Raw genomic sequence first — 20,701 nt, forward strand, 5'->3', positions numbered from 1 at the left:
GCGGCTTGGTGCGCATCGGTCAAGGTGCCGCCCGTCAGCCGCGCACGAAAAACAGCGCCGACATCACCGCCCCGGTGCCCACCACCACGGCGCGCACCACGCGCGCCGGCAGGCGCCGGGCCGTGCGCGCCCCGAGCCAGCCGCCGACGGTGGCCGCCGCCATCATCAGCAGCGCCGGTGCCCAGGCGACGACGCCCGCCAGCACAAACGTTGCCACCGACAGCAGCGACAGCAGCAGGGAGTTGAGGTTTTTGAGCGCGTTGGCGCGCTGGATGTCGGTCTCGCCGGTGGCGGCGTACAGCGCCATCAGCACAATGCCCAGCCCGCCGTTGAAATAGCCCCCGTACACCGCCACCAGCAGCAACCCTAGGGCGCGTGCCGCCGGTGGGGCTGGACGGCCACGGCCCAGCCGATGCACCAGCTTCGGCCCGAACGCAAACACCAGCGTGGCGCCCAGCAGCAGCCAAGGCACGATGGCGCGAAACGTGGCCGCGGGCGTGACCAGCAGCAACAGCGCCCCCAGCACCCCACCGCTGGCGGCCAGCAGCCCTTCGCGCCACAGACGCGCGCGCGGCAGCGCGGCCAGCTCGGCACGGTAGCCCAGCGTGCTGCCCAGGTAGCCGGGGCTGACGGCCACGGCGCTGGTGGCGTTGGCCGCGATCGGTGGCAGGCCCGCGAACACCAGCGCCGGAAAGGTGAGAAAGCTGCCGCCGCCGGCCACCGCATTGAGGGCGCCGGCGGCCACGGCCGCGGCGGCCAGCAAGGCCGCGTCGACGATGTCCATGACCGCGCATCGTACCAGCGTGCCCGTGCCGGGCGCGTCGCCGCCGGGTCAGCGAGGCCGGCGCTTCAAGGCGCCGTCACCACCGGCGCCACCGGCTCCGGGGCCAGCAGCGTGCCATGGCGCAGGCCCTTGACGGTGGCCAGGGCCAGCGCCACGATGATCACCGAGGTCAGCGCCAGCAGCACCGGCGCCACGGCGTGCAGCACCGGCAACGCCAGCGCCGCGGCCAGCTTGAAGCTCAGCGCCGTGAACGCGGCCAGCGGGAACGACACCGCCCAAAACGGCAGCCCAAAGGGCTGCGCGAAGAAGCGGCGCGCCTGCGTACCGACCCACGCCAGCATGAACAACCCCACCCCCCAGACGGCGGCGGCCACGCCCGGCGGCCAGCCAAAGCGCAGCACGCTCAGGCCCACCACGGCCGCCGGCGCCAACGAGATGAACCACGTCGGGTGCAGCCGCGGCGGGATGGGGCCGTGCGCCAGGCGCCGCGCCACCAGCAGCGTGAACACCACCGGCCAGAAAAACACCCCGATGCCGAAGTGCACCGCCGACCACATCGCGTGCTCGAACCCCACACCGGCCAACGGGGCCACGACGTTGCCCACCACCGGGATGTACAGCACGGGCGTCACGCCGTTCCACAGCGACTGCGCGTCGGGTGCGTGCGCCGTGGTGGGCGCCAGCCACTTGCCCAGCGCCCACACCGTGACGGTCAGCTGACCGAGCGAACCCACCCACCACAGCGCGTGCGCCAGGGGCTGCGCCAGCGCCATGCTTTGCAGCCAGGTGGCCACCAGCAGCAGCGACACCGGCAACGCCGCGATGAACGCGTGGCGCACCGGGTGGCGCAGGTCCTCGGCCACGGCTTCGGGGTGGCGGTGCCAACGCAGTGCCGAGGCGACCAGCACCGCCAGCAGCACGGCGCAAGCCAGCGCCCCGATCGCCAGCGCGGCGCCGGTGGCCCAGTCCCCCAGCACCGGCGTGGCGGCGTGCCACGCCAGCGCCAGACCGGCCAGCCCCATCACCGGGGTGAACCAGCCGGGGTGCAGAAATTTCAGCAGCGTCGGGTGGGCGCTCATCGCGGCCTCCGTGGCGTCAGCAGGCTTTGCAGGGGATGGCGTTTTCCGGCACGCCGAGCTTTTTCAGGATGATGGCCAGCGGGCAGAAGTTGGTGAAGCCAAACTGAAACAGGTTCAGGCCAACAAACGCCGTGAAGGCCAAAAACCACTCGCTGACGAACAGCGGGCTGGACGGCGCGCCCAGCGCCACCGACACGAACACGAACAAGCCAGCGATCACACGGATCCAACGTTCCACGGTCATGGTGCTTACCTCCTGGGTTGAAGAATCGAACAGCAGCGGGGCGCCCGGCCGTGCCGCCAAGCGCCCCTTGGGGCCATCAGCCGGCGGCGGCCCCGTGGGGCGCGTAGCGCCGACGGTACACCGCGTAGTACAGCACCGGGATGACCACCAGCGTCAGCAAGGTGGAGACCGCGATGCCAAAAATCAACGACACGGCCAGCCCATTGAAGATCGGGTCGTCGAGAATGAAAAACGCCCCCAGCATGGCCGCCAGCGCCGTCAGCGCGATGGGCTGCGCGCGCACCGCGGCGGACTGCACCACCGCCTGCGCAAACGGCATGCCCTTGGCGGTTTCCTGCTCGATGAAGTCCACCAACAGGATCGAGTTGCGCACGATGATGCCGGCCAGCGCGATCATGCCGATCATGCTGGTGGCGGTGAACTGCGCGCCCAGCAGCGCGTGCCCGGGCATGATGCCGATCATCGTCAGCGGGATCGGCGCCATGATGATCAGCGGCGTGAGGTAGCTGCGGAACTGCGCCACCACCAGCAGGTAGATCAGCACCAGGCCCACGGCGTAGGCCGCGCCCATGTCGCGGAAGGTCTCGTAGGTGACCTGCCACTCGCCGTCCCACTTGATGGCGTAGCCGCGCCAGGGGTCTTCGGGCTGCCGTATCCAGTACTCGCCCAGCGGCCCGGCGTCGGGCAACGCCGCCTCGGCCAGGCGGCTGCGGATGGCGAACATGCCGTACAGCGGCGAGTCGGTGCGCCCGGCCATGTCGCCCAGCACGTACACCACCGGCAGCAGGTCCTTGGTGAAGCGCGGCTGCTCGATGACACCGTGTTCGACGCGCACCAGCTCCGACAGCGGCACCATGCGGCCGTCGGCGGCCTTGAGCGGCAACGCCAGCACCGCGTCCAGCCCCACCTGGCGCTCGCGTGGCAGCTGCAAGCGCACCGGCACGGCGTACTTGGCGTAGCCGTCGTGCAGGTAGGCCGCGTCGCTGCCTGAGAGCGCCGTGTACACCGTTTGCGCGATCACCTGCGCCGGGATGCCCAGGCTCTCGGCGCGGGCGCGCTCGATGCGCAGGAACACGCGCGGCGCCTCTTCTTTGAGCGTGGTGTCGATGCCGACGATGTCGGGCGTGTCGGCAAACGCCTTGGCCACGCGGCGCGCCAGTTCGGCGCGGCCGACCTCGTCCGGGCCGTACACCTCGGCCACGATGGGCGACAGCACCGGCGGCCCCGGCGGCACCTCGACCACCTTGATGCGCCCGCCGTGCGCCTGGGCGATGGCCTCCAGCCCCGGCCGCAGCCGCTGCGCGATGGCGTGGCTTTGCTCCTTGCGGTGCTTGGCGTCGACCAGGTTGACCTGCAGGTCGCCCTGCTCGGCGTCGGCGCGTAGGTAGTACTGCCGCACCAGGCCGTTGAAGGTGATCGGGCTGGCGGTGCCGGCGTAGCCCTGCACATGGGTGACCTCGGGCTGCTGCGCCAAAAACGCCGTCATGTCCTGCAGCGCCGCGGCGGTGTCTTCCAGCGCCGTGCCGGCGGGCATTTCCAGCACCACCTGGAACTCGCTCTTGTTGTCAAACGGCAGCATCTTCAGGATCACCGCCTGCACCACCGCCAGGCCCACCGACAACGCCATGCCGGCCAGCACGCCGGCCAGCAGCAGCCAGCGGTGGCGCGCGCTGTGCAAAAACGGCGTCAGCACCCGGGTGAAGAAGGTCTGCAGCCCCCGCGTTAGCTTGGACGGCGCGTGGTGGGCGCCGTGCGCACCGGCCTTGGTCAGGTGCAGCGCCAGCCACGGCGTGATGGTGAAGGCAATCGCCAGCGAAATCGCCATGCCCATGCTGGCGTTGATCGGGATCGGGCTCATGTACGGCCCCATCAGGCCGGTGACGAACGCCATCGGCAGCAGGGCGGCGATCACGGTCAGCGTGGCCAGGATGGTGGGGCCGCCCACCTCGTCCACCGCGCGCGGGATGATTTCGCGCAGCGGCGCCTCGGGCGTGAGCAGGCGGTGGCGGTGGATGTTTTCCACCACCACGATGGCGTCGTCCACCAGGATGCCGATCGAGAAGATCAGCGCGAACAGCGACACCCGGTTCAGCGTGAAGCCCCAGGCCCACGAGGCAAACAGTGTCGCGGTTAGCGTCAGGATCACCGCCACGCCGACGATGACGGCCTCGCGCCGACCCAGCGCCAGCCCCACCAGCACGATCACGCTGGCGGTGGCAAACACCAGCTTGCTGATCAGTTTGTTGGCCTTGTCGGCGGCGGTGGCGCCGTAGTCGCGGCTGATGGTCAGCTGCACATCGTGCGGAATCAGCGTGTTGCGCAGCCGCTCCAGTTGCGCGCTGGCCGCGCGCGCCACGTCGACGGCGTTTTCGCCCGGCTTTTTGGTCACGATGACCGTCACCGCCGGGTAGGCCTGGCCGGGCTGTGCCCCCGCGGGCAATTCGGCCCCCGGCCCCGGCGTGTGCCAGACGTAGCGGCGCGGCAGTTGGGCGCCTTCTTCGATGCGGGCCACCTCGCGCAGGTACACGGGGCGGCCCTGGTGCACGCCCACCACGATGTCGCCGACGTCGTCGACCGAGCGCAGGAACTCGCCCGTCTCCACCGTCAGCAGGCCCGGCTGACCCGCCTGTGCGCGCGGTTGCGCCACGGTGCCCGACGGCATCGCCTGGTTGGCCGCGGCGATGGCCTGGTGGATGGCCTGCAGCGGTACGCCGCGCGCGCGCAGCCGCTCGGGTTCGATCCAGACGTGGATGGCGCGGCCGGGGCCGCCGATGGTCTGCACCTCGCGCGTGCCCGGCACGCGCTTGAGTTCGGTTTCGATCGCGTGCGCCACGCGCTGCAGCTCCATGGCGCTCGCACCCTGGGCGCTCCACAGCGTCGCGGCCAGCACCGGCACGTCGTCGATGCCTTTGGGCTTGACGATGGGCGGCAGCACCCCCAGCCCCGCGGGCAGCCAGTCCTGGTTGGCGTTGAGCACGTCGTACAGGCGCACCAGCGCCTCGGTGCGCGGCACCCCCACCTTGAACTGCACCGTCAGCACCGCCACGCCGGCGCGCGCCACGCTGTAGGTGTGCTCGATGCCGTGGATTTGCGACAGCACGTGCTCGGCGGGCTGCGCCACCATTTTTTCGACGTCGGCCGCCGACGCCCCCGGAAACGGGATGATGACGTTGGCCATCGTCACGTTGATCTGGGGCTCTTCCTCGCGCGGCGTCACCAGCACCGCAAACAGCCCCAGCAGCAGCGCCACCAGCGCCAGCAGCGGCGTGATGGCGTTGGCCTGGAAGGCGCGCGCGATGGTGCCCGAGATGCCCATCCGCGCGCCAGTACCCTCATGGGTACCCATTGGAGTATCGTTTTCGTGCGCCATGGTTCAGGCTCCGTTGCGGTGCATCGAGCCGACCAGGCTCACTGGGCGGGCTGCGCACCGCGCAGCCCCGCGCGCACCGGGTCCAGCGCCACGCGCTCCCCCGGCTGCAAGCCCGAGACGATTTCCACGCCGTCGTCGCCGTGCTCGGCGCCGGTGCGCACCGCCCGCAGCACAAACGGCGCGGACGAACCCGCCGGCGCCACCACGTACACCGCGGTCAGCTCGCCCCGGCGCAGCACCGCGCGCGCGGGCACCACCAGGCGCTCGTCGCTGCCCGCCACGAAGCGCACCTTGACCGCCTGCCCCGGCAGCACGCCCTGGGCGTCGGTGGCGGCCAGTGGCAGCCGCCACTCGATGGTCTGCGCCACCGGATCGGCCGCGGCCAGCCGGTTGCGTTGGGCCGGCGCCACCCAGCGACCGTCGGGCAGCCGCACCTCGACGCGCTGCGCGCGGTCGGCCAGCGCGGCCTGCGACGCCGGCACATGCACGGTGGCGCGCAGCGGTTGCGGGGCGTACACGGTCACCACGGGGCGGCCCGGCGCGGCCAAGTCACCCACCTCGGCATGCGTGGCCAGCACCAGGCCGTCGAACGGCGCCGTCAAGCGCGTGTAGCCCTGCGCCAGCGCGGCTTGCGATTGCGCGGCCTTGGCCTGCTGCAGCGCGGCGCGCGCCGCGGCGGCCTGGGCTTCGGCGCTGTCCAGCGCCGCTTGCGACACAAAGCCCTGCGTGCGCAGCTCGCGCGTGCGCTTGGCGTGCGCTTCGGCGTTGCGCGCTTCGGCTTCGGCTTGCGCGACAGCCCCGCTGGCGCGTTGCACGCCGGCGGTGGTCTCGCGGTCGTCGATGACGGCCAGCACCTGGCCGGCCCGGACGCGCTCGCCAGCCTTGACGTGCAACTGCACGATGCGGCCGCTGGCCTGCGCGGCCAGCGTGGCTTGCTGCACCGCTTCCACGGTGCCGTCCAGGGTCAGCGCCTGGCCCACGGGGCGGCGCGTCACCTCGGCCACCGGTACGTTCGGGCCGGCTGGTTGCGCGTGCGCCCAGGGTAGCTGGGCGGCCAGCAAAGCCACGCCCAGCATGGCGCTGCCAAGCCAGCGGCGACCTTCGGGGGTATGCGTGGGGCGTCGATCCATGGTTGGAACCTCCATTGGGCGTGTAGTGTAGCAGCATACCCCAGGGAGTACAAGGGGGCTATGGCATCGCCTCGACCGCCACCGGCACGCGCGGCGCCAGCGCGCACAGCAGCTCGTAGGCGATGGTGTCTGCCGCCGCCGCCACCTCGTCCACCGGCAGGCTGGGGCCATGGGCGCTGCGGCCCCACAGCACCACCTCGTCGCCCAGGTTGCAGGGGCCGCCGTGCGCCTCCACCGGCGTGAGGTCCACGGCCAGCATGTCCATGCTGACGCGGCCCACCAGGCGCGTGCGCACCCCGCGCACGAGCACCGGCGCGCCGTGGTCTTGGCCCAAGCTGGCGTGGCGTGGGTAGCCGTCGGCGTAACCGCACGCGACGATGCCGATGCGCATGTCGCGCGCGGCGGTGTAGGTGGAGCCGTAGCCCACCGTTTCGCCGGCCGGCACGTGCTGGATGGCGATCAGTCGGCTGGCCAACGTCATCGTCGGCTGCAAGTCCCAGTGGGCGGCGTCGTGGTTGGGGTGGTCGGGCGCGCTGCCGTACAGCGCGATGCCGGCACGCACCCAGTCGGCCGCCAGCGCCTGGGCGCTGCCCGACCCCAGCCGCAGCGCCAGCGCGTGGCGCAGCGTGGCGGCGCTGTTGCACAGGCTGCGCTCGCCGGGCAGGTCCGCGGTGGCGGCGACGAAGGCCTCAACCTGGTGCAGCACCCCCTCGCGGCCCCGGCGCAGACCGTCGGCATCGGAAAAGTGGGTCATCAAGCTCACTTCGGCCACCTGCGGCAAGGCCTGCAGCCGCGTCCAGGCGGCCCGAAACGCCGCAGGCCCAAAACCGAGCCGGTTCATGCCGGAATTCATTTTGAGAAACACCCGGTGCGGCTGGTGCGTTTTGTGCTGGCTGAGCCAGTCGATTTGCTCGTCGCAGTGCACCACGTGCCACAGGTTCAGGCGCGAGCACACCTCGAGGTCGCGCGGCTCGAAGCACCCTTCCAGCAGCAGGATAGGGCCGCGCCAGCCCAGCGCGCGCAGCCGCTCGGCTTCGGCCAGGTCCAGCAGCGCAAAGCCGTCGGCGCCGCGCAGCGCGGGGTAGGCCCGCTCGATGCCGTGGCCGTAGGCGTTGGCTTTGACCACCGCCCACACACGCGCGTCGCCCGCGGCGGCGCGGCAGCGTTGCAGGTTGTGGCGCAGGGCGTCGAGGTGGATCGTGGCTTGGATCGGGCGGGGCATGACGGCAAGGCAGGGGTGGACGGTCGCCGGCGCGGCGGGTGCGGGTGGCGTGCTATAAACCGCGCACCCCGCGCCACGCGGGTACTTTCGCACAAAGCGGGCCGCTGCGGTGGTCCACGACGATCCGAGGACACGAAGTTTTGCCACCATGAAGCGCGGCTTCTACACCATCATGGCAGCGCAGTTTTGCAGCTCGTTGGCCGACAACGCGCTGTTCGTCGTGGCGGTGGAGCTGCTGCGCAGCCGCGCTGCCCCTGAGTGGCAGGCGGCGGCCCTGGTGCCGATGTTCGCCCTGTTTTATGTGTTGCTGGCGCCGTGGGTGGGGGCGTTTGCCGACTCGCGCCCCAAAGGGCAGGTGATGTTCATCAGCAACGCCATCAAGGTGGTGGGCTGTGTGCTGATGCTCACGCCCGTGCACCCGCTGCTGGCCTACAGCCTGGTGGGTCTGGGGGCGGCGGCGTATTCGCCTGCCAAATACGGCATCCTGACCGAGCTGCTGCCGCCGTCGCAACTGGTCAAGGCCAACGGCTGGATCGAGGGGCTGACGATCGCGTCGATCATCTTGGGCGTCGTGCTGGGCGGCCAGCTCGTGTCGCCGCGGGTTGCGGCGTGGCTCGGCGGCCACGAAGCGGCTTGGCTGCGCGCGCTGCTGCCCGGCGCGGCCGAGGTGGCCATCGTTGGCCTGGTGGGCGTGTACGCGCTGGCGGCGGCGTTCAACCTGCGTATCCCGCGCACCACCGCGCCGCTGCGCCACCTGCCGTCCAACCCGTTGGCGCTGCTGCCCGATTTTTGGCGTTGCAACCTGCGGCTGTGGCGCGACCACCTGGGCCAAATCTCGCTGGCCACGACGACGCTGTTTTGGGGTGTCAGCGGCAACCTGCGCTACATCGTGCTCGCCTGGGCCGCCGCGGCGTTGGGCTACAACACGACGCAGGCCTCCAGCCTGGTTGGGGTGGTGGCGGTGGGTACGGCGGTGGGGGCGATCGTGGCCTCGGTGCGCATGCGCATCGACCAGGCCCCGCGCGTGATACCGCTGGGCATCGCGATGGGGCTGTTGGTGGTGGGCATGATCGCGATCCGCGACGTGTGGGTGGCCGCCCCGTTTTTGGTGCTGCTGGGGGCGCTGGGTGGCTTTCTGGTGGTGCCGATGAACGCGTTGCTGCAGCACCGCGGCCACAACCTGATGGGGGCGGGCCGCTCGATCGCGGTGCAGAACTTCAACGAGCAAGCCTGCATCCTGGGCCTGGGCTTTATGTACAGCGCCGCCACCGGCGCGGGGTTGTCGGCGTTTGGCGCCATCACCGCGTTCGGGTTGCTGGTGGCGGTGGTGATGGCGCTGATCCAGCGCTGGCACGCCCGCAACCTGCGCCGCTACCCGCACGAGCTGCAGCGCCTGTTCGAAATCGCCCGGCGCGACGATTTGCACGGGTGAGTGCCACGCGCCGTGAGCGCCGACGCCTTGGCGTCAGATGCCGGGGCCGGTGGCGCCATCAAAGCCCAGTTGCGCCAGCAGGGGCAGGTCGTCGCGGCTTTCGACACCCAGCGCGATGACCGTGATGCCCAGCGCGTGCGCCATGCTGCACAGCCCCCGCAGCAGCTCCTGGTTGCCGGGGTTGTTGCGCAGACCCCGCACCAGGCTGGGGTGGACTTTGAGGTAGTCCAGGCCCAGCGTCGCCAACTGCTCGCTGTTGGCAAAGCGCTGCCCGAAGTGTTCGATGCCCACGCGGCAGCCCAGTGCCTTGAGGCTGCGCACCAGGTCGCGAAACGCGTCGAACTGGCGGTACACCCCGTACTCCGGGACTTCGAACAGCAGCCGCCGGCACAGGTCGGGGTACTGCTGCAGCAGCTGCACCAACTGGTTGCGAAAACCGAAATCGGCGATCGTCTCGGCCGACAGGTTCACCGCCACATCGCCTTCGACCTGGCGCAGGTGCTCGATGGCCAGCCGTACCACACCGAGGTCGATCGGCGCGGTCAGGTTGAGGTTGGCGGCCATCGGCATGAAGTCCCCGGCGCTGAGCATCGACCCCGTGGCGTCCATGCGCAGGCGGATGACGCCTTCCTGGTGCAGCGGGCGCTGCGCGTCGTTGCGCACCACGGGGTAAAACGCCAGGCTCAAGCGCCCGCCTTGCACCGCTTCGGTCAGCAGCGTGCGCCAGCGCTCGGCCGGCAGCGTCAGCGCGGGTGAGGCGGCTTGGTCCGTCGCGTACCAGTGGTTGGGGCCACGCGCCTGGGCCTGGGCCAGTGCTTGGTCTGCGCGCGCCAGCACGTCGCCGGGCGGTTCGTGGCGGGTGTAATTCACCGCCGCCAAATGGAACAGGTCCGGCACCTCGGCCAGCCACGAAGGCGCCCACTCGCGCATCAGGCGTTCGTGCACGGCACGGGCGCGCGCGTCGGCGTTGGCCTCGCCCGGGCACAGCAGCCCGAACTCGCCGCCCTTGAGGCGGCCGACGCGCTGCTCGGCATCGCCGCTGTCGCAACAGGCCGCCAACGTCTTGGCCAGCCCCTGCAGCAGCGCGTCCGCGCGCTGGCGGCCCAGGCGCGCGTTGAGCTCGTTGAGGTAGGTCAGCCGCACCACCACCAGCGTGCCGTGCGAGCCGTATTCTTCGCCCGACAGCACCTCGCGCAGCTGCGCCATGAAGTGGTCGCGGTTGGCGGCGCCGGTGATGGGATCGTGGTTGACGCGCTGGCGCAGCGCCTCGAGCCGCTGCGCTTCCTCGGCGAACATGGTTTGCAGCCGGCGCACCGTGTCGTTCATCGCCCGGGCCACGGCCTGCAATTCGGGCGTGCGTGGCTCATCCACGGTGATGAAGCGCCGCTCGGCGATCGCCTGCGCCTGCGCCACCACGTCGTGCAAGGGGCGCAGAATCAACCGCAGGGCCAGCGTGCCCAGCGTCCCCACGACGACGGCGCCACTGGCGAACCACGCCAGCAACTCCAGCGTGCCTTGCCACAGGCTCTGATACGCGTACTGGTCGTGGCTGGCCAACGTCACGGTGGCGTAGGGTTTCCAGCCGTCTTGCACCAGGGCGGTGCCTGGCTGCGCGCGGATCGGGATCAGCGCCGCGAACCAGGCGGGCGCGCCTTGCAGCCGGCCTTCGTACACCCGCTCGACCAGCACCCGCCCGTCGGGCGCGGTGACGCGAATGAACTTGTAGTGCCCGACGTCGAACTGCGCCGACACCTGCAGCTCCATCGTCACGGGGTCTTTGTCCAGTTGCGTCAGCGCCAACGCCAGCGCCGTGGCGTTGTCCATGTTCTTGACCTGCAGCTGCTGCTGCAGGTAGTGCCGTGCCGACAGCACGCTCAGCACCAGACTGCCGCCAAAGGCCACGGTCATCACGACCAGCACGGCGAGCCACAATTGTTTGACGAGTGACATGGTCCTACCCCTCGGGTGGTGGCGGGCTGCGCTTCACAGCCCCTCCTGTTTCATGCGGTCCAGCACGTCGCGCCAGCGCGACAAACGGGTCGTCGGGTCGGCCGCCGATTGCGTCTGGCCCGCCACCCACAGGCCCTGTCGGTTGAAGCTGAACACCGGCGTCAGGTCGGGCCGGTTGGCCGCCGGCCGGATGCTGGTGATCAGGTTGTCCAGGATCAGCGGCTCCGCCGTCGGTTCGTCATAGTAGCCCAGCACCATGTGCGCTTCCGTTTTGGCGCCGGCGGTGCGCGCCCGCACGTAGATCAAGCGCAGCCGCTCATCGGGCACGCCCAGCTCCAGCAGCGTGATGTACTTGGCGATGGCGAAGTCCTCGCAGTCACCGGCGCCGCGGCCCATGAACTCCAGCGGCGTGGCCCAGTGGTCGGCCTGGCCCCACACGACCGGGTCCAGCTCGTACAGCACCCGGCGGTTGAAAAACGTGTTGACGGCGGCCAGTTGCTCCTCAACCGAGCGGTTGCGCTGCTCGGCGAGTAAGCGCCGCCAGCCCTGCACCGTCTCCTCGGCGGTTGGGCCGTAGCGCTCGCGCGCCAGCCGCAGCAGACGGTCGAAGTCGGGCGCGGCCAACGCCCACAGGGCGCTCAGCGCCAGCGCAGCCCACACCGCCCATCGCGCGAGGGGCGACCGTCGAGCAGGGGGCGTGGACAGGGCAGGCATGGTCCCAAGGGGGCGCGGCGCGCAGCAGGCAACGATGCGTTCATCATCGCAGAAAAGCCACGCGGGCCAAAAAAACAGCGCACCGCCTTGACGTTCCCCGGCGTGGGTACCGACAATACCCAAGCAAAGTGATTCGGATGATACCGATCGCGGTTGCGTGTGTAAGTCCCGTGGGGGCGGAAGCCGCCCCCACCCAACCGGTAAGGAAACAACCATGAAAACCATCCCGATGCTGTCAGCCGTGGCGGCGGCTGTGGCGCTGCTGTCCGCTCCCGCTCGCGCGCAGACCGCGCCTGCCACACCGACCGTGGCTGCCGTGGCCAACCCGGCCGCCAGCAACCTGCCAGCGCCGCTGATCGAGGCGGTGCGCCAAGCCATCACGCAAAACCCCGAGGTGCAGGCGCGCTGGCACGCTTTCACGGCCGCCGACGCGCACAAAGACGTCGCGGCGGCCGGCTGGCGCCCCACCGTGGACCTGGAATTGGGCTGGGGGCGCCAGCACCGTGTGCCCACGCCGGGCGCCCCCGAGCAGCGCTTCAACCGCTCGGCCGCCACGCTCACCCTCAACCAGGTGCTGTTCGACGGTTTTTTTACCCCCAGTGAGGTCAAGCGCCTGGGCTACGCCAAGCTGACGCGTTACTACGAACTGCTCGAAGCGGCCGAAAGCGTCGCGCTGGAAGCCATGCGCGCCTGGATCGACGTGGAGCGCTACTCGGCGCTGGTCAAGGAAGCCACCGCCAACTACGTGGAGCACAAGCTGACGGCGCAGCAAATCGAAGAGCGCGCCAAGGCCGGGGTGAGTCGCCGGGTCGATATGGACCAGGCGCTGGGGCGGCTGGCGTTGGCCGAATCCAACCTGCTGACCGAGCAGTCCAACCTGCACGACGTCAGCGCGCGCTACCAGCGCATCGTCGGTGTCAAACCGCCGGCCATGCTGCCGCCGCTGCGGGCCGGGTTGCAACTGGCGTCGTTGCCCGGCAGTGTGGCCGAGGTGATGCGCGAAGGCTTGCCCGCCAGCCCCACCATCAACGCGGCGTACGAGAATGTACGTGCCCAACGGCAGGAGATCGAGTCGCGCAAGGCCGGCTACTGGCCGCGGGTGGACTTTCGCATTCGCCAGACGTGGGGCAACGACATCGACGGCCTCAATGGCCGCACGCGCGACCTCACCGCCGAGGTGGTGCTCAACTACAACCTGTACCGGGGTGGCGCCGACCAAGCGCGTTAAAAGCAAGCGGTGGAGTTGCACCTGCAGGCGCGCGACCTGCAAGAAAAAGCCTGCCGCGACGTGCGTCAGACCCTGGCCATCGCCTTCAACGACGTTGTCCGGCTGCGCGACAAGCTGCGCTACCTGGACCAGCACCGCTTGTCCACCGAGGTGGCGCGCGAGGCGTACCGCCAGCAGTTCGACATCGGCCAGCGCACCTTGCTGGACCTGCTGGACACCCAAAACGAGTACTTCGAGGCCAGCCGCGCCTACATCAACGCGCAGTACGACGAGCTGCTGGCGCAGGCCCGCACGCTGGCGGCGATGGGGCGCCTGACGGGGGTGTTGGGCGTGGCGCGGCCCGACCAGCCCAGCGCGGCTGAGGCGGGCCAGGACCGCGGTGAGCTGCCGCCGGAGGAGTTGTGCCCCTACGACACGCCGCAGGTGTACGAGGTGGACAAGGCCAAAGCGGTGGCCGAAGCCCCGGTGCGCGCGCGGCCGGCGCCGGCACCGGTTCCCGCCCCCAGCCCTGCACCGGCCCCTGCCGCGCCGCAGAAGTTCACCTTCCAGTCGGACGCGCTGTTCGACTTCGACAAAGCGGTGTTGCGCGCCGATGGCAAGGCCAAACTCGACGAGCTGGTGAGCAAGATCAAGGCCACCAACCTCGAGGTGGTGATCGCGGTGGGCCACACCGACAGCGTGGGCGCCGAGGCGTACAACGAGCGTTTATCGCTGCGGCGCGCCGAGGCGGTCAAGGCCTACCTGGTCAGCAAGGGCGTTCCCGCGGACAAGGTGCGCACCGAGGGGCGTGGTGAGCGCGAGCCGGTGGCGGACAACGCCACCGCCGAGGGCCGCGCCAAGAACCGCCGCGTCGAGGTCACCATCATCGAAGCGCGCCCGCGCACCCCGTGAACCCGGCCCCGGGCGCGGCGGCCACGCGCCCGGGCGGCCGCCGGGCAGGCGCGCTCAGCCCGCCACCCCAGCGGCGTGGGCCTGCTGGTCCGCGTGGTAGCTGCTGCGCACCAGCGGCCCCACCGCCGCGTGCGTGAAGCCCATCGCGTAGGCTTCTCGCTCAAACATCGCGAAGGTGGCTGGCTCGACGTAGCGGCGCACCGGCAGGTGGTGCTGGCTGGGCGCCAGGTACTGCCCAATGGTGAGCATGTCCACGCCGTGCGCGCGCAGGTCACGCATCACCTGCAGGATTTCGTCGTCCGTTTCACCCAGGCCCACCATCAGGCCGCTCTTGGTCGGGATGTGGGGGAAGCGCTGCTTGAACTTGCGCAGCAGGTTCAGGCTGAAGGCGTAGTCCGAGCCGGGGCGGGCCTGCCGGTACAGGCGCGGCACCGTCTCCAGGTTGTGGTTCATGACGTCGGGGGGCGCCGCGCTCAGGATGTCCAACGCGCGCTCGTCGCGGCCACGGAAGTCCGGCGTCAGGATCTCGATGCGCGTGTCGGGCGAGCGCTGGCGGATGCGCTCGATGCACGCGACAAAGTGGGCCGCGCCACCGTCGCGCAGGTCGTCGCGGTCCACGCTGGTGATGACCACGTATTTCAGCTTGAGCGCGGCGATCGTGTTGGCCAGGTTGTCCGGCTCGTCGGGGTCCAGCGGGTCGGGGCGGCCGTGGCCGACGTCGCAAAACGGGCAGCGCCGCGTGCATTTGTCGCCCATGATCATGAAGGTGGCCGTGCCCTTGCCAAAACACTCGCCGATGTTGGGGCAGGAGGCCTCCTCGCACACCGTGACCAGCTTGTTGGCGCGCAGGATGTCTTTGATTTCGTAAAAGCGCGAGCTGGGGCTGCCGGCCTTGACGCGGATCCACTCGGGTTTGCGCAGCAGCGGTGCGGGTTCGACCTTGATCGGGATGCGCGCGGTCTTGGCGGCGCTCTTTTGCTTGATGGTCGGGTCGTAGGCGGTGTCGGCGTTCGGGTTCATCGGCGTTCCTGGGGGCGGCGCCCGGGTGGGGCGCGGCTAGCCGCGGGGGGCGAGCAACGCGCACAGGTGGGTGGCCAGCGCCTCGCGCACCGCAGCCGGGTCGGCAGCAACGCCGATGGTAGCAAGGTCCACGGTGCGCAGCCCCGCGTAGCCGCAGGGGTTGATACGCTCGAAGGGGCTCAGGTCCATGGCCACGTTGAGCGCCAGCCCGTGGTAGGCGCAGTGGCGGTGCACCTTGATGCCCAGCGCGGCGATCTTGCCCAGGCCGGCGAACGGGTCGGTGCCAGGGCGCGGCCCGGTCAGCGCCGCGTGGTCGTGTGGCGCGTCCAGCCGCACGTAGATGCCGGGGGCGCCGGCCACCCGGTGGCCGGTGACGCTCCAGTCGGCCAGCGTGCGCAGCACCGCCTCTTCCAGCCGGTGCACGTACGCCTTGACGTACAGGCCCGCGCGGCGCAGGTCCAGCAGCGGGTACGCCACCACCTGCCCGGGGCCGTGGTAGGTGACCTGACCCCCCCGGTTGGTCGCCACCACGGGGATGTCGCCGGGCGCCAGCACGTGCTCAGGCCGCCCGGCCAGCCCTTGCGTGTACACCGGCGGGTGTTCGCACAGCCACAGCTCGTCCGGCGTGGCGTCGCTGCGCGCCTCGGTGAAGGCGCGCATCGCCTCGTAGGTGGGCAGGTAGGGCACCCGCCCCAGGCGCTGCAGGCGCATCGTCACAGCACCACGCTGACCATGGGGTGGGTGGTCAGGGTGCGGTACAGCTCGTCGAGCTGCTCGCGCGAGTGCACCTGCACCGTCAGCGTCAGGCCCAGGTAACGCCCCGCGCGGCTGGCGCGCACCTCGATGCTGGCGGCGTCAAAGCCGGGGTCAAAAGCGCGCGCAACGTGCGCCATCGCGTCGACAAAACCGTCGGCGTGCGCGCCCATCACCTTGATGGGGAAGCGGCAAGGGAAGGTCAGCAGCTCAGGGGAGGTGGTCATCGAGGGCTTTTCCGGTACTGGGGTTTGTCCGTATAATAAAGAGCTTTTGTCAGCGTGGCGTCGCCGGTGGCGATCGCACCTCAAAGCAGTCAGGCGTATGTCAACGGAGCACGCGACAATGGCTTCCCAGTTCGCCGTCGCCTGTGCGTCGGCTTCCTCGGCGCCCAAGGCAACGCGTTGGCGCGCATGGGATGACGACGCAGATGAGGGCGACGCTGCCGATTTCAAGCCGCTGAGTCGCGCCGAGGCCGAGCGCTGGCGTCAGCGCCACGCCACGCCGCTGGTGCGGCGGGCGCTCATGTGGCAGCTGGGCTTGTGGGGGCTGGTGGCGCTGCTGGCGGCGCTGGCGCAGTGGCTGTGGTGGCCGCAGCACACGAGCCTGGCGCTGTCGGTGGCGTACGGCGGCCTGTGCGTGGTAGGGCCGGCGGCGCTGATGGCGTGGGGCATGGCCGGTGGGTTTCGTGCGCGCTGGCGTGCGTCGCGCGTGCGGCCGCCGCGTCAGGCCTTGGGTGCCTGGCTGGTGTGGGAGGGCGTCAAGCTGGTGCTGGCGCTGGCCCTGCTGGCGGCGGCGCCGCGGCTGGTGTCGGATGTGAACTGGCTGGGCCTGGTGGTCGGGCTGGTGGTGGTGCTCAAAGGCTACGTGCTGGCGCTGTGGCCAGCAAGTCGCCGCTGAAAGATCGAAGTCAATTTGGATTTGGATGGACGCAAATGGCAGCAGAAGGACACGGACCGACCGCCGGTGAGTACATCCGGCATCACCTGACGCACCTGACCAACCACAAGCAGGGCTTCATCGTCGACTTTTCGGTCATCAACATCGACTCGGTGATCTTTTCGGTGGCGATGGGGCTGCTGGGGGTGTTTTTGCTGTGGCTGGGCGCGCGCCGCGCCACGGCTGGCGTGCCGGGTCGCTTCCAGGCGGCGGTCGAAATCCTGGTCGAGCTGGTCGAAACCCAGGCCAAAGGTGTCATCCACAACGCGCAAAGCCGCAAGGTCATCGCGCCCATGGCGCTGACGGTGTTCGTGTGGATTTTCTTCATGAACGCGATGGACTTGCTGCCGGTGGATCTGCTGCCCAAGATCTGGGAAGGCATTTACGCCTCGATGGGGCATGATCCGCACCACGCTTACCTGCGTGTGGTGCCCACGGCCGACCTGTCGACGACGTTGGGTCTGTCGGTGTCGGTGCTGCTGATGTGCCTGTACTACAACGTCAAGATCAAGGGCTTGGGCGGTTGGGCGCACGAGCTCGTCACGGCCCCGTTTGGCACCAGCCGCAACCCGCTGTGGGCGCTGCTGCTGGGGGTGGTGAACTTCCTGATGCAAATGATCGAGTTCGTGGCGAAGACGGTTTCCCACGGCATGCGGTTGTTTGGCAACATGTTCGCGGGCGAGCTGGTCTTCATGCTGATCGCGCTGCTCGGTGGCTACGCCGCGCTGTCGCTCACAGGCGGCCTGCTGTTCGTCGGACACCTGATCGCGGGCACGGTGTGGGCCATCTTCCACATCCTCGTGATCACCCTGCAGGCGTTCATCTTCATGATGCTGGCGCTGATCTACCTTGGTCAGGCGCACGACGCCCACTGACAACCTTTTCCCCAACCTTCCTCTCAAGTAACCAAAGGAAATCACACCATGGAAAACATCCTCGGTCTCGTTGCTCTGGCTTGCGGCATCATCGTCGGTCTGGGCGCCATCGGTGCGTCGATCGGCATCGCCCTGATGGGGGGCAAGTTCCTCGAGTCCTCCGCGCGTCAGCCCGAGCTGATGAACGACCTGCAGACCAAGATGTTCATTCTGGCGGGTCTGATCGACGCGGCGTTCCTGATCGGTGTGGCCATCGCGCTGCTGTTCGCGTTCGCCAACCCGTTCGCGCTCTGATCGCCCCGACGTGAGGAAGGGTGCGCCCGCCCCAAGCCCCAAGCGGCCGCGGGCGCACGCCGCACCACCCGGCATTCCCCGACGCTGCCCCGTCTACGCACATCCCGTCCGAAAGGCGTTGCGATGAACATCAATGCAACCCTCTTTGCGCAGGCCATCGTCTTCGCGATCCTGGTGTGGTTCACGATGAAGTTCGTGTGGCCGCCCATCGCCAAGGCGCTGGATGAGCGTGCGCAAAAGATTTCCGAAGGCTTGGCCGCCGCCGAAAAAGCACGCACTGAGCTGGCCGTGGCCAACAAGCGCATCGAAGATACGCTGGCGCAATCGCGCAACGAAGCCGCGGCGCGGCTGGCCGACGCCGAGCGTCGCGCCCACGCGCTGATCGAAGAGGCCAAGGCGCGTGCGGCCGAGGAAGCGGCCAAGATCGTCGCCGCGGCCAAGGCCGAGGCCGAGCAGCAGGCCGTGCAAGCGCGCGAAGCGCTGCGCGAGCAAGTGGCCGTGCTGGCCGTCAAGGGCGCCGAGCAGATCCTGCGCCGCGAAGTCGACGCCCGCGCCCACGCCGAGCTGCTCGAGCGGCTCAAGACCGAACTGTGATGCGCCCCGTGCGCCCACCGCGCCCCTGAGGTTGAACCATGGCAGAACTCGCCACCATTGCACGACCCTACGCCGAGGCGCTGTTCAAGGCCGCCGGTGACCAAGCGGCCGCTGCGGCCGTCTGGCTCGATGCGCTGGCCACCGTGGCTGCGCACGAGCAGCTGCTGGCGTTCGCCGCCGACCCCAAGGTGAGCGCGCAGCAGGTGTACGACGTCATCACCGGCGTGCTCAAGGAGCCGCTGCCCCCGCAGGGCCAAAACTTCCTGCGCACCGTCATCGACAACGACCGCCTGGCGGCACTGCCCGAAATCGCGCGGCAGTTCCGCGCGCTGCTCAACGCGCGCCAGGGCGTGGCCGATGCCCTGGTGCAAAGCGCCTTCCCGATCGAAGGTGCGCAGCTCGACGAGCTCAAGGCCGTGCTGGAGAAGCGTTTTGGCCGCCAGCTGCGGCTGCAGGTGCAGGTGCGCCCCGAGCTGATCGGCGGCGTGCGCGTGGTGGTGGGCGACGAGGTGTTGGACACGTCGGTCAAGGCCCGTCTGGAACAAATGCGTGTGGCGCTGACGGCCTGAGCAGGCCCGAGCAACGCCGCCGGACAACATTGCGCAAAGGAACGCGTCATGCAACTCAATCCCGCCGAAATTTCCGAACTGATCAAGTCGCGCATCGAGGGCCTGGCCCCCAGCGCCGACGTGCGCAACCAAGGCACCGTGGTGTCGGTGACCGACGGCATCGTGCGCATCCACGGCCTGTCCGATGCGATGCAGGGCGAAATGCTGGAATTCCCGGCCGGCAAAGACGGCCAACCCACCTACGGCTTGGCGCTGAACCTGGAGCGCGACTCGGTCGGTGCCGTGATCCTGGGTGAGTACGAGCACATCTCCGAAGGCGACACCGTCAAGTGCACCGGCCGCATCCTGGAAGTGCCGGTGGGCCCCGAGCTGATCGGCCGCGTGGTCGACGCGCTGGGCCGCCCGATCGACGGCAAGGGACCCATCAACGCCAAGCTCACCGACGTGGTCGAGAAGGTGGCCCCGGGCGTGATCGCGCGCAAGAGCGTGGACCAGCCGGTGCAGACCGGTCTGAAGGCCATCGACTCGATGGTGCCGATCGGCCGCGGCCAGCGCGAGCTGATCATCGGTGACCGCCAGACCGGCAAGACCGCGGTGGCCATCGACACCATCATCAACCAAAAGGGCCAGAACATGGTCTGTATCTACGTCGCCATCGGTCAGAAGGCGTCGTCGATCAAGAGCGTGGTGCGGGCCCTGGAGCAACACGGTGCGATGGAGTACACCATCGTCGTGGCCGCGTCGGCGTCCGAGTCGGCCGCGATGCAGTTCCTGGCCCCGTACTCCGGCTGCACGATGGGTGAATACTTCCGCGACCGCGGCCAAGACGCGCTGATCATTTACGACGACCTGTCCAAGCAGGCCGTGGCGTACCGCCAGGTGTCGCTGCTGCTGCGTCGTCCGCCGGGGCGCGAGGCCTACCCGGGCGACATCTTCTACCTGCACTCGCGTCTGCTGGAGCGCGCCGCGCGCGTCAACGCGGACTATGTCGAGAAGTTCACCAACGGCGAGGTCAAGGGCAAGACCGGCTCGCTGACCGCGCTGCCGATCATCGAGACGCAAGCCGGCGACGTGTCGGCGTTCGTGCCCACCAACGTGATCTCGATCACCGACGGCCAGATCTTCCTCGAAACCAACCTGTTCAACTCGGGTATCCGCCCCGCGATCAACGCCGGTATCTCGGTGTCGCGCGTCGGGGGTGCGGCGCAGACCAAGCTGATCAAGAGCCTGTCGGGCGGTATCCGTACCGACCTGGCGCAGTACCGTGAACTGGCGGCGTTTGCGCAGTTCGCCTCCGACCTGGACGCGGCCACCAAGAAACAGCTCGACCGCGGCGCACGCGTGACCGAGCTGCTCAAGCAGCCGCAGTACAGCCCGCTGCCCATCAGCCTGATGGCCGCCTCGCTGTACGCCGCCAACAAGGGCTACCTGGACGACATCGACGTCAAGAAGGTGCTGCCGTTCGAGGCTGGCTTGCACGCGTACCTGAAGGACAAGCACGCCGCGCTGCTGGACAAGCTGGAGACGCAAAAGGCGATGGACAAGGACGCCGAGGCCGAGCTCGACGCCGCCATTCGCGCCTTCAAGCAGACCGGCACGTGGTGAGCACCGCC

The 20,701-nt window shown here is 69.5% G+C and carries 19 protein-coding genes and 1 pseudogene; 9 read left to right on the forward strand and 11 right to left on the reverse strand.

Annotated elements, in window-relative coordinates; genetic code table 11:
- Positions 1 to 34: 34 nt before the first annotated feature.
- From EDC36_RS05625 to alr, 6 genes are all read right to left on the reverse strand, one after another.
- The gene (locus EDC36_RS05625) at positions 35 to 784 is read right to left on the reverse strand and encodes a sulfite exporter TauE/SafE family protein (protein WP_132962261.1); all 750 of its coding nucleotides are present in this window, start codon (positions 782 to 784) and stop codon (positions 35 to 37) included.
- Between the two features lie 65 nt (positions 785 to 849).
- On the reverse strand, positions 850 to 1,863 hold the full coding sequence (locus EDC36_RS05630; RefSeq protein ID WP_132962262.1) for an SLAC1 anion channel family protein: 1,014 nt from the start codon (positions 1,861 to 1,863) through the stop codon (positions 850 to 852).
- A gap of 16 nt (positions 1,864 to 1,879) precedes the next feature.
- Complete coding sequence (locus EDC36_RS05635) at positions 1,880 to 2,107, reverse strand: YgaP family membrane protein (RefSeq protein ID WP_132962263.1); 228 nt, start codon at positions 2,105 to 2,107, stop codon at positions 1,880 to 1,882.
- Between the two features lie 76 nt (positions 2,108 to 2,183).
- On the reverse strand, positions 2,184 to 5,453 hold the full coding sequence (locus EDC36_RS05640) for an efflux RND transporter permease subunit (RefSeq protein ID WP_243646482.1): 3,270 nt from the start codon (positions 5,451 to 5,453) through the stop codon (positions 2,184 to 2,186).
- 62 nt (positions 5,454 to 5,515) lie between these two features.
- Entirely contained in the window at positions 5,516 to 6,607 is a 1,092-nt protein-coding gene (locus EDC36_RS05645) for an efflux RND transporter periplasmic adaptor subunit (protein ID WP_132962264.1), read from the reverse strand.
- Between the two features lie 58 nt (positions 6,608 to 6,665).
- The gene (alr, locus tag EDC36_RS05650; protein WP_132962265.1) at positions 6,666 to 7,829 is read right to left on the reverse strand and encodes an alanine racemase; all 1,164 of its coding nucleotides are present in this window, start codon (positions 7,827 to 7,829) and stop codon (positions 6,666 to 6,668) included.
- Between the two features lie 148 nt (positions 7,830 to 7,977).
- Here alr and lplT point away from each other — a divergent pair, with 148 nt between their 5' ends.
- Positions 7,978 to 9,261: a lysophospholipid transporter LplT gene (lplT, locus tag EDC36_RS05655; RefSeq protein ID WP_132962266.1), complete on the forward strand. Its 1,284-nt coding sequence runs from the start codon at positions 7,978 to 7,980 to the stop codon at positions 9,259 to 9,261.
- Positions 9,262 to 9,294: 33 nt separating this feature from the next.
- Here lplT and EDC36_RS05660 read toward each other — a convergent pair whose 3' ends face one another.
- Both EDC36_RS05660 and EDC36_RS05665 read right to left on the reverse strand, forming a co-directional pair.
- Entirely contained in the window at positions 9,295 to 11,211 is a 1,917-nt protein-coding gene (locus tag EDC36_RS05660) for a bifunctional diguanylate cyclase/phosphodiesterase (protein WP_132962267.1), read from the reverse strand.
- A gap of 33 nt (positions 11,212 to 11,244) precedes the next feature.
- Complete coding sequence (locus EDC36_RS05665; protein WP_132962268.1) at positions 11,245 to 11,925, reverse strand: transglutaminase-like cysteine peptidase; 681 nt, start codon at positions 11,923 to 11,925, stop codon at positions 11,245 to 11,247.
- 214 nt (positions 11,926 to 12,139) lie between these two features.
- Between EDC36_RS05665 and EDC36_RS05670 the strand changes: the two genes are divergently transcribed.
- Together EDC36_RS05670 and EDC36_RS05675 are read left to right on the forward strand one after the other, a co-directional pair.
- Entirely contained in the window at positions 12,140 to 13,153 is a 1,014-nt protein-coding gene (locus EDC36_RS05670; RefSeq protein WP_132962269.1) for a TolC family protein, read from the forward strand.
- Positions 13,154 to 13,594: 441 nt separating this feature from the next.
- Positions 13,595 to 14,044 (forward strand): annotated as a pseudogene (locus tag EDC36_RS05675) (OmpA family protein); the annotation flags it as partial.
- 54 nt (positions 14,045 to 14,098) lie between these two features.
- On the opposite strand, the gene lipA reads toward EDC36_RS05675, so the two are convergent.
- The 3 genes from lipA to EDC36_RS05690 are packed head-to-tail and all read right to left on the reverse strand — an operon-like array spanning position 14,099 to position 16,044.
- The gene (gene lipA, locus EDC36_RS05680; protein ID WP_132962271.1) at positions 14,099 to 15,064 is read right to left on the reverse strand and encodes a lipoyl synthase; all 966 of its coding nucleotides are present in this window, start codon (positions 15,062 to 15,064) and stop codon (positions 14,099 to 14,101) included.
- A gap of 36 nt (positions 15,065 to 15,100) precedes the next feature.
- Complete coding sequence (lipB, locus tag EDC36_RS05685; protein WP_132962272.1) at positions 15,101 to 15,775, reverse strand: lipoyl(octanoyl) transferase LipB; 675 nt, start codon at positions 15,773 to 15,775, stop codon at positions 15,101 to 15,103.
- Positions 15,776 to 15,777: 2 nt separating this feature from the next.
- Positions 15,778 to 16,044, reverse strand: a complete 267-nt coding sequence (locus EDC36_RS05690) for a YbeD family protein (protein ID WP_132962273.1) — start codon at positions 16,042 to 16,044, stop codon at positions 15,778 to 15,780.
- Between the two features lie 118 nt (positions 16,045 to 16,162).
- Here EDC36_RS05690 and EDC36_RS05695 point away from each other — a divergent pair, with 118 nt between their 5' ends.
- The 6 genes from EDC36_RS05695 to atpA all read left to right on the forward strand — a co-directional run bounded on the left by EDC36_RS05695 (position 16,163) and on the right by atpA (position 20,693).
- Positions 16,163 to 16,717, forward strand: coding sequence for an ATP synthase subunit I (locus tag EDC36_RS05695; RefSeq protein ID WP_132962274.1), 555 nt, complete (start codon positions 16,163 to 16,165; stop codon positions 16,715 to 16,717).
- A gap of 35 nt (positions 16,718 to 16,752) precedes the next feature.
- Complete coding sequence (gene atpB / locus EDC36_RS05700; protein WP_132962275.1) at positions 16,753 to 17,631, forward strand: F0F1 ATP synthase subunit A; 879 nt, start codon at positions 16,753 to 16,755, stop codon at positions 17,629 to 17,631.
- Between the two features lie 48 nt (positions 17,632 to 17,679).
- Positions 17,680 to 17,925: a F0F1 ATP synthase subunit C gene (atpE, locus tag EDC36_RS05705; protein WP_132962276.1), complete on the forward strand. Its 246-nt coding sequence runs from the start codon at positions 17,680 to 17,682 to the stop codon at positions 17,923 to 17,925.
- 123 nt (positions 17,926 to 18,048) lie between these two features.
- Entirely contained in the window at positions 18,049 to 18,519 is a 471-nt protein-coding gene (locus EDC36_RS05710) for a F0F1 ATP synthase subunit B (protein ID WP_132962277.1), read from the forward strand.
- A gap of 38 nt (positions 18,520 to 18,557) precedes the next feature.
- Entirely contained in the window at positions 18,558 to 19,088 is a 531-nt protein-coding gene (locus tag EDC36_RS05715) for a F0F1 ATP synthase subunit delta (RefSeq protein ID WP_132962278.1), read from the forward strand.
- Between the two features lie 48 nt (positions 19,089 to 19,136).
- On the forward strand, positions 19,137 to 20,693 hold the full coding sequence (atpA, locus tag EDC36_RS05720) for a F0F1 ATP synthase subunit alpha (protein WP_132962279.1): 1,557 nt from the start codon (positions 19,137 to 19,139) through the stop codon (positions 20,691 to 20,693).
- The last annotated feature ends 8 nt before the right edge of the window (positions 20,694 to 20,701 follow it).

It is taken from the genome of Tepidimonas ignava (genome assembly GCF_004342625.1).
Classification (GTDB): domain Bacteria; phylum Pseudomonadota; class Gammaproteobacteria; order Burkholderiales; family Burkholderiaceae_C; genus Tepidimonas; species Tepidimonas ignava.